The sequence below is a fragment of the Pantoea wallisii genome, from assembly GCF_002095485.1.
Lineage (GTDB): Bacteria > Pseudomonadota > Gammaproteobacteria > Enterobacterales > Enterobacteriaceae > Pantoea > Pantoea wallisii.
Map to the genome: position 1 here is coordinate 1 of NZ_MLFS01000110.1, position 4,412 is coordinate 4,412.

2 protein-coding genes, 4 tRNA genes and 1 pseudogene are annotated in these 4,412 nt (G+C 48.7%); 1 reads left to right on the forward strand and 6 read right to left on the reverse strand.

Translation table 11 applies throughout. The features are described from left to right. Positions 1 to 112 precede the first annotated feature (112 nt). From HA48_RS21635 to HA48_RS21650, 4 genes are all read right to left on the reverse strand, one after another. Positions 113 to 188, reverse strand: a tRNA-Thr gene (locus HA48_RS21635). Positions 189 to 193: 5 nt separating this feature from the next. Then, positions 194 to 268 (reverse strand) — tRNA-Gly (locus tag HA48_RS21640). Between the two features lie 190 nt (positions 269 to 458). Next, positions 459 to 543 (reverse strand) — tRNA-Tyr (locus tag HA48_RS21645). A gap of 7 nt (positions 544 to 550) precedes the next feature. Continuing rightward, positions 551 to 626, reverse strand: a tRNA-Thr gene (locus HA48_RS21650). Between the two features lie 486 nt (positions 627 to 1,112). Here HA48_RS21650 and coaA point away from each other — a divergent pair. Continuing rightward, positions 1,113 to 2,063 (forward strand): type I pantothenate kinase, encoded by a 951-nt coding sequence (gene coaA / locus HA48_RS21655; protein ID WP_128603151.1) that lies wholly within the window; start codon positions 1,113 to 1,115, stop codon positions 2,061 to 2,063. Between the two features lie 251 nt (positions 2,064 to 2,314). Here coaA and birA read toward each other — a convergent pair whose 3' ends face one another. Both birA and murB read right to left on the reverse strand, forming a co-directional pair. Continuing rightward, positions 2,315 to 3,277, reverse strand: a complete 963-nt coding sequence (gene birA, locus HA48_RS21660; protein WP_128603152.1) for a bifunctional biotin--[acetyl-CoA-carboxylase] ligase/biotin operon repressor BirA — start codon at positions 3,275 to 3,277, stop codon at positions 2,315 to 2,317. After that, a pseudogene (gene murB / locus HA48_RS21665) lies at positions 3,274 to 4,310 on the reverse strand (UDP-N-acetylmuramate dehydrogenase). The gene birA and the pseudogene murB overlap by 4 nt, the downstream one beginning before the upstream one ends. Between the last annotated feature and the right edge of the window lie 102 nt (positions 4,311 to 4,412).

The following is a 4,412-nucleotide window of genomic DNA, read 5'->3' on the forward strand; positions in this document are numbered from 1 at the left end:
AGCCATCGCTTGTCCCTCTAAGACACGGATATATCGAAGATATCGTCACATCGACCAGGCAAAGCCTGATGTTAGTTTTACAGAGAGAGAATCAGGAGAGAGATAAAGGAAGTGGTGCTGATACCCAGAGTCGAACTGGGGACCTCACCCTTACCAAGGGTGCGCTCTACCAACTGAGCCATATCAGCACATCTGGAGCGGGCAGCGGGAATCGAACCCGCATCATCAGCTTGGAAGGCTGAGGTAATAGCCATTATACGATGCCCGCATCCTGGAACTCGGCTACCTGTTCTTTCTGTAGCTTATGAATAATAAAAGAAGACCTTCTATTACTCGAGCCAGTCAGAGCTTCTGACTGACGGTGATTACGCTAATACGTAATCTGAATTCGAAGGTGAGAGAGTTGAACTCACCCGTCAGAAAGTTTCCTTATCTGACGCCCGACCAGAAAGTCAGGATGGTGGTGGGAGAAGGATTCGAACCTTCGAAGTCTGTGACGGCAGATTTACAGTCTGCTCCCTTTGGCCGCTCGGGAATCCCACCTACTTGATGGTGCCGGCTACCGGAATCGAACTGGTGACCTACTGATTACAAGTCAGTTGCTCTACCAACTGAGCTAAGCCGGCATCAAGTGACGCGCATTCTAGGAAGACTGGCTGCGGGATGCAACAAAAAAATCATTAAATTTGCGCTATCGCTTACTATTTGTGCAAATCGTCGCAAACTTGCTGTCAGTTGTAGCAAATTCATGCAACTCCAGTGCATTTTTACATCAGGGCGGCCTGTCTTTCTTTCCATTCGCAGCTAAATGATTTGCGCTATACGGTTGAGATGAGTGACTTACTGTATAAGAGGCATTGGCTAACTTTGCTGGTAAGCGCAGCAGAAAAGGTTGCGGTACGCTACCGGGCAACAATAAAAATGCGGGCAGGCTTACGAAAGCGCGCTTAGCTTAATCATTTTGCTTCTTTTTAAAGTCGCACTGGTGTTACCCTCCTGCCCATTGTTCTCGTTAAAATACCCCTGTGACGTGTTTCTGCGCTCGACACATCGCTGCATGCCTGTTGCTGCAAGGCGTTGATGAGCCAGAACTTACGGTCAGATGCATTCTTATGAGTAAAAAAACAACGCCACTGACAACGCCCTATCTGCAGTTTGATCGCCAGCAATGGGCAAGCCTGCGCGATTCTGTGCCAATGACTCTGGCCGAAGGCGAAATTGAACGTTTGCGTGGGATTAATGAAGACCTTTCTCTTGAGGAAGTGGCTGAGATCTATCTGCCGCTCTCTCGTCTGCTGAACTTCTATATCAGCTCAAACCTGCGCCGCCAGGCAGTACTTGAGCAGTTCCTCGGTACTAACGGACAGAAGATTCCCTATATTATCAGCATTGCCGGCAGCGTCGCCGTAGGCAAAAGCACCACCGCTCGTGTATTACAGGCGCTGCTTAGTCGTTGGCCGGAACACCGCAAGGTCGAGCTGATTACTACCGATGGTTTTCTGCATCCGAATGCGGTGCTGAAAGAGCGTGGTCTGATGAAAAAGAAAGGCTTTCCGCAATCTTACGATATGCATCGCCTCGTTAATTTCGTCTCAGAATTGAAATCCGGTGCCAGTCAGGTAACAGCTCCGGTCTATTCTCATCTTATCTATGACGTCATCCCTGATGGCGACAAAATTGTTCAGCAACCGGATATACTTATTCTTGAAGGTCTTAACGTGCTTCAGAGTGGTATGGATTATCCCCACGATCCTCACCATGTGTTCGTCTCGGACTTTGTCGATTTTTCGATTTATGTCGACGCACCGGAAACTCTGCTGGAGCGGTGGTACATTAACCGCTTCCTTAAATTCCGTGAAGGCGCATTCAGCGATCCCGACTCCTATTTCCATCACTATTCACAATTGCCGGAAGAAGAAGCGGTGAATATTGCCCGAGGATTGTGGCAAGAGATTAATTGGCTCAACCTGAAAGAAAATATTTTGCCAACGCGCGAGCGTGCCAGCCTGATCATGACGAAGTCAGCAGATCATGCGGTACAGAGCGTTCGGCTGCGCAAATAAAGGGACTTTTTGTCACTGGATTTAGCTAAAAAAAGCTGCCGATTGTAGATACAGCAGCCTCTCTCTTTCTGACAAAATCATCCTCATTATTACATGTGATAACGAGAGTAATACTGCCGGAATAGGATTTATTGTCAGTCATTACAGGTCACAAAGCTGTATTGACTGACCATAGACTTAAAGTAACCACTCCCTGGCGAGATCTTTACTCCTGATCATCTTTATCAGGATCTGATATGTGTAAAGATCGTTTATGACCCGGGGCGCAACGAGATCTCACCCCCAACCCAGGATTTAATTTCACCATTTTGTTCCAGCAAAAGTCCGCCTTGCTGATCAATACCGCGTGCAATACCCTGTACTTCGCGATCGCCTATCAACAATTTAACCGGACGATTAATGAAATTATCCAGTGCCTGCCAGCGTTGAATAAACGGCGCCAGACCATCGCGTTCAAATAGCGGTAATGCTTCGCGCAGGCTATTTATCATTTTAGCCGCCAGCTCATTACGATCGATTTTAATACCTGCTTCCTGCAGATTAATCCAGCCCTGATTAATCTCTGCGGTACCTTCCGTACGCATCATCAGGTTTATACCCGCCCCAATTACTATCTGCGCGGCATCGCCGGTTTTACCCGTCAGTTCAACTAAAATGCCTGCAAGTTTACGATCGTGTAAATAGAGATCGTTAGGCCATTTCACGCGCACGTCTGGTGCACCAAGAGACTGAATGACCTCTGCCATAACAATCCCAATCACCAGACTTAGTCCCATAGCGGCAGCCGGCCCCTGCTCCAGACGCCAGTACATCGACATATAAAGATTGGCACCAAAAGGAGAGAACCATTTACGACCGCGACGACCGCGCCCGGCCTGCTGGTACTCTGCGATACACGCATAACCTGAGCTCAGCTGATCCATACGATCCAGCAAATGCTGGTTTGTCGAATCAATTACCGGTATTACGGCCAGATTTGCCTGATGTAAGTGCGCCAGGATGGCGTTTTCATCCAGGAGCTGAACTGGCGCAGGTAGGCTATAACCTTTACCTGTTACGGTATAGACATCCAGCCCCCAGCTCTTAAGGGTCTGGATATGCTTATTGATGGCTGCGCGGCTCATGCCCAGCGCTTCTCCCAGCTGTTCGCCAGAGTGAAACTCTCCATCTGCCAGCAGGGCAACCAGTTTTAAAGGTACGCTTTGGTCCTTCATGAAATCACCTCAACGGCATTGCGTTCGCCCTGCGCGCCGATAAAGCGCACTTCCGGCTCCAGCCATACATTAAACTTTTCGCCCACACGATGACGTACATGATGCGCCAGCCCGATAATATCCTGCGGCGTTGCGTTATCTTCATTTATTAATACTAACGCTTGCTGACGATGCACTGCCGCCCCACCGACGCGAAACCCTTTCAGGTCACACTGATCGATAAGCCAGCCAGCCGCCAGTTTGACCTCACCATTCACCTGCGGATAGTGCGGCATGGTTGGCCATTGTGACAGCAGCAACGTGCTCTGCTGGCTAGTGATCAGCGGATTCTTGAAGAAGCTGCCTACATTGCCCGTGATTCGGGGGTCGGGCAGTTTACTCTGACGCATATGGCAGACTGCATTGAACACGTCCCAGGCACTAACCGTTGCAGGGTTGAGTTTTGCCAGATCGCCATAGCTTAATACCGGGTTCCACTGTTTTTTCAGACGTAAGCCCACGGCAACGATGACATAATCATCTTTTAGTACATGCTTAAATAGCTGTCGCGATAACCGAAATGACACTCATCCCGGTGCAAACGTGCTGTTTTACCACTGGTCAGATGCAAAACATCAACGTAATGACAAACATCTTTTAACTCTACGCCATAAGCGCCAATGTTCTGAATCGGTGCTGAACCCGTCATGCCTGGAATGAGTGCCAGGTTTTCCAGTCCGGGAATACCTTTTTTTAGAGTGTGTTCAACCAGTCGATGCCAGTTTTCGCCAGCGCCCACGTGTAAATGCCACGCCTCATCCTGCTCTTCAATGACGATGCCTTTGATAGCATTAACGATCACGCTCCCGGCAAAGTTTTCAAGAAAAAGGACGTTGCTTCCTTCACCCAGAACCAGAAAAGGCTGATGCTGCTTCTGACTGGTGTTCCAGGCAGCAACAATCTTTTCAGCTGTATCGGCGATAACAACTGCTTGCGCATTTATCTCGAGACCAAGGGTATTGAATGCTTTTAACGATGTGTCAGGGCTGGACATTTCACGGCCTTTTACTGATTAAACTGGCCGTAGTTTACCTGATCAGATTGATACGAGTGGGATGTTTCGCGATTTTAGTTGGGAAATTTACCAGGGTACAGA